Here is a 3547-nt window from a genome sequence, read left to right on the forward strand (position 1 = left end):
AACTGGCTGAATAGTGAAACCTATTAACAAGCGTCCCGGTTTCATGGGGCGCTTGTTTCTTAAAGCATATATCGATTTATGAAAAAACTGCTATGTGTAATACTCCTTTTTACCTGCTGCATCATTGCGTGCGAACAGGCGCCCAAAGCTGACAAAGCAAAGATCACAGATGCGCAAACCGTACAGGCAGGCACCGGCAATGCTTATTTGCCCGATACCGCCAGTAGTATTGTAGAATGGATAGGCACCAAACCAACAGGTAAACATCACGGTTCGCTGAAGCTGGCCGGCGGTGCTATTTATGTAAAAGATAGTACCATTACAGGCGGACAGTTCATCATTAATATGAATTCTCTGCAAGATACTGACCTGGCTGCCGATACCACCATGAAACGCAAACTGGAAACAGAGTTGAAAGGTGAAATGTTTTTTGATGTTAAAAAATATCCTGCTGCCACATTTGAAATCACCAGCGTAACGCCTTTTAAGGCAGCTATTGGTGATGAACTCACCTTGAAAAATGCCACCCATGTTATTAATGGCAATCTGACGCTGAAGTCTGTTACGAAAAACATATCCTTTCCGGCCAGCGTAAACATCAGCAGTAATGCCCTCAGCGCTGTGGCCAACTTCAATATTGACCGCACCCAGTGGGGTATCAGCTACAGGGCTGATAAATCCCTGCAGGACAAATTGATCAACTCACAGGTGAACATCACTTTTAACATCAGGGCCACCCGCTAAGTCCGCTTTTTTTCCGTTTTTTTCTCCGTGAAGCCAATAAAATATTTTAAATTTAGTACAACCACTATTACCTAAAACTGACTTCAATGGAAAATACACAAGAAAGAGACGATCGACTTTGGCGTATAGCGAAGGCCAGGGCCGGATTCAAATCGCATCTCATCATATATCTCGTCATTAACATGGGATTGTGGGCTGTTTGGTTTCTTACAGACAGCGATAAAACCAGTGGCACCCCCTGGCCGGTATGGCCAGCGCTGGGCTGGGGAATAGCATTATCTTTTCAATATTTCAATGCATATCATAAAGACCCTTTCGGAGATACCCTGAAAGAATATGAAAAGCTGAAAGAACAACAACACACGCGCATTTGACACATTTGAGCCAAAACAAAATTACAGCAGCATGAAGGACCAACCGCAACGACTATTTGATGTGATTTCTTACCAATTAGCTAACTATCCTAAAACAGACATGTTAGCCGGCAAAGAAAACGGGGAATGGAAAAAATATAGTACAAAAGAAGTAGCGGACATCACCCTCAAATTCAGCTCTGGCCTACTCAAACTGGGCATCCGGGCTGGCGTTAAACACAACGAAGAAAAAGATAAAATAGCCATCATTTCGCCTAACAGACCAGAATGGATACTCACTGATCTGGCCTGTCAGCAACTCGGTGCTGTGCTCACACCCATTTATCCTACTATCAGCGAACACGAACTAGCCTACGTGCTGAATGACGCAGCAGCACGCATTCTCTTTGTAAGTGACAAAGATCTCTTAGAGAAGATCAACGCCATGCGTGACAAATTTCCCACCATCCGGGAAATATTCACCTTTAATAAAGTTGAAGGCGCCAGACACTGGAAAGAAGTAGTGGACCTCGGGGACGAAGCAGATTTTGAACAGATAGAAACCGTAAAGAAAAATATATCTCCCGAAGAACTGGTAACGATTATTTATACCTCCGGCACTACAGGTACCCCTAAAGGCGTAATGCTCAGTCACCATAATATTATCAGCAATGTATTGGCTTGTCAGCCTTATCTGCCGGTAAACAATTCAGCGAAAGCCCTTAGCTTTCTTCCGCTGAATCACATATTTGAAAGAATGGTCACCTACCTGTATCTCACTTCCGGTGTGCCCATTTACTATGCGGAAAGCATGGATTCCATCGGCGATAACCTGAAAGAGGTAAAACCTACCATTTTCACGACCGTACCCCGACTCCTGGAAAAAGTATATGAAAGGATTATGACTACCGGTCTGGAACTCAAAGGGATCAAAAGAGCCCTGTTTTTCTGGGCAGTAGACATCGGTAAACGCTATGAGATCAACAAAGACCAGGGCGCCTGGTATAACCTGCAGCTCAAACTGGCCAACAAACTGATTTTCAGTAAGTGGCGTGCTGCGCTGGGCGGGAATATACAATGCATCGTAAACGGCGCGGCTGCCTGCCAGGTGCGCTTACTCAAGATATTTACTGCCGGCGGCATTCCCATCATGGAAGGCTACGGTCTTACCGAAACATCGCCCGTAATTAGTGTAAACCGCTATAACGTGGAAGACCGGATGTTTGGCACCGTAGGCCCGGTTATCAGCGGTGTGGAGGTAATGCTGGCAGAAGACGGAGAAATCCTCTGCAAAGGCCCGAATGTCACCATCGGGTATTATAAACGCCCTGACCTTACCGCCGACGCCATCACCAATGGCTGGTTCCATACCGGCGACATCGGCGTACTGATAGACAATAAATTCCTGAAAATAACCGACCGTAAGAAGGAACTGTTCAAAACCTCCGGTGGCAAGTTTGTAGCACCGCAGCCCATAGAAAACAAGTTCAAAGAATCGCCTTTCATAGAACAGATCATGATCGTAGGCGAAGACCGCAAATTCACAGCAGCGCTGATTGTACCATCGTTTGGCAACCTCCGTAACTGGGCCACAAAACGTGGTATTACCAGCCCTTCCAACGAAGACCTGGTGAAAAACGCCGAAGTGCTGGACCTTTTTAAACAAGCGGTAGACAAGTACAACCAGTTTTTCAGCCATATTGAACAGGTGAAAAAATTTGTACTCCTCCCCCATGAATGGACCGTTGACGCCGGTGAACTCACGCCTACATTGAAAGCAAAGCGGAAAGTGATCCTGGAGAAATTCAAGAAAGAAATCGACGGTATCTACACCCCGGCCAACGGGAAAGTAGATATAGAAAGTCTTTAAATATTAATTTAAAACCCTTACTTTTGCCACCCGATCCCAGAAATGGGGTATGGCCTCATAGTTCAATGGATAGAATAGAAGTTTCCTAAACTTTAGATACAGGTTCGATCCCTGTTGAGGCTACCACCTAACAACCGCAAGCGCAATACATAAACGCGTTGGCGGTTTTTAATTTTAAGGGGTGTCAGGTTTGTGGTCAATGCTTTCTAAAATGGCAAACGAACCACATAACCTGAAGGCTATTTTTCTTTCTGCCTGGGTTTTAGCTTTCAGCGTTCCTTCTCTAAAATTCTCCCTATTACTATGAGCAGTTGTCAATAACAACTACTGGTAGCGTGCATACAACTACAAGTTGTAGCATTTTTTTGATTCGGAAAATACATCCGGATACCTTTGTTGCGTTGAACAAATAAAAAGAAAGTTCCTATGTTAAACACTAAAATGGTGGGCAATAGCATTGCAACAGCACGAAAGAAAATGAATATTTCTCAGGCCCAGCTGGCCCAACATCTATTCATTAGTCCCCAGGCAGTTGGAAAGTGGGAACGCGGAGAATCAATGCCGGACATTACAACGTTTA

5 protein-coding genes and 1 tRNA gene are annotated in these 3547 nt (G+C 44.7%); 5 read left to right on the plus strand and 1 reads right to left on the minus strand.

What is annotated here, in order from left to right; genetic code table 11:
- Window positions 1-78: 78 nt before the first annotated feature.
- The 4 genes from VIP81_RS13400 to VIP81_RS13415 all read left to right on the plus strand — a co-directional run bounded on the left by VIP81_RS13400 (window position 79) and on the right by VIP81_RS13415 (window position 3093).
- Window positions 79-744 carry a YceI family protein gene (locus VIP81_RS13400; RefSeq protein WP_331961275.1) on the plus strand — a complete coding sequence of 222 codons (666 nt, stop codon included), beginning with the start codon at window positions 79-81 and terminating at the stop codon, window positions 742-744.
- A gap of 86 nt (window positions 745-830) precedes the next feature.
- Window positions 831-1118, plus strand: coding sequence for a 2TM domain-containing protein (locus VIP81_RS13405; protein ID WP_331961278.1), 288 nt, complete (start codon window positions 831-833; stop codon window positions 1116-1118).
- A gap of 31 nt (window positions 1119-1149) precedes the next feature.
- A complete protein-coding gene (locus tag VIP81_RS13410) occupies window positions 1150-2967 on the plus strand; it encodes a long-chain fatty acid--CoA ligase (RefSeq protein ID WP_331961281.1) in 1818 nt (605 codons plus the stop codon).
- 51 nt (window positions 2968-3018) lie between these two features.
- A tRNA-Arg gene (locus tag VIP81_RS13415) sits at window positions 3019-3093 on the plus strand.
- Between the two features lie 188 nt (window positions 3094-3281).
- Here the strand turns inward: VIP81_RS13415 and VIP81_RS33770 are convergent.
- Window positions 3282-3425, minus strand: coding sequence for a hypothetical protein (locus tag VIP81_RS33770; RefSeq protein ID WP_414649342.1), 144 nt, complete (start codon window positions 3423-3425; stop codon window positions 3282-3284).
- Here VIP81_RS33770 and VIP81_RS33775 point away from each other — a divergent pair.
- The coding region (locus VIP81_RS33775; protein ID WP_414649343.1) for a helix-turn-helix transcriptional regulator at window positions 3409-3547 on the plus strand (139 nt) is incomplete at its 3' end. The two genes, VIP81_RS33770 and VIP81_RS33775, sit on opposite strands and share 17 nt — an antisense overlap.

The organism is Chitinophaga sp. (genome assembly GCF_036566945.1).
Lineage (GTDB): Bacteria > Bacteroidota > Bacteroidia > Chitinophagales > Chitinophagaceae > Chitinophaga.

Excerpts from the sequence above, each read along its gene's own strand:
- VIP81_RS13400 (WP_331961275.1), top strand. The coding sequence starts at position 79 with ATGAAAAAACTGCTATGTGTAATACTCCTTTTTACCTGCTGCATCATT.
- VIP81_RS13405 (WP_331961278.1), top strand. The coding sequence starts at position 831 with ATGGAAAATACACAAGAAAGAGACGATCGACTTTGGCGTATAGCGAAG.
- VIP81_RS13410 (WP_331961281.1), top strand. The coding sequence starts at position 1,150 with ATGAAGGACCAACCGCAACGACTATTTGATGTGATTTCTTACCAATTA.
- VIP81_RS33770 (WP_414649342.1), bottom strand. The coding sequence starts at position 3,425 with ATGCTATTGCCCACCATTTTAGTGTTTAACATAGGAACTTTCTTTTTA.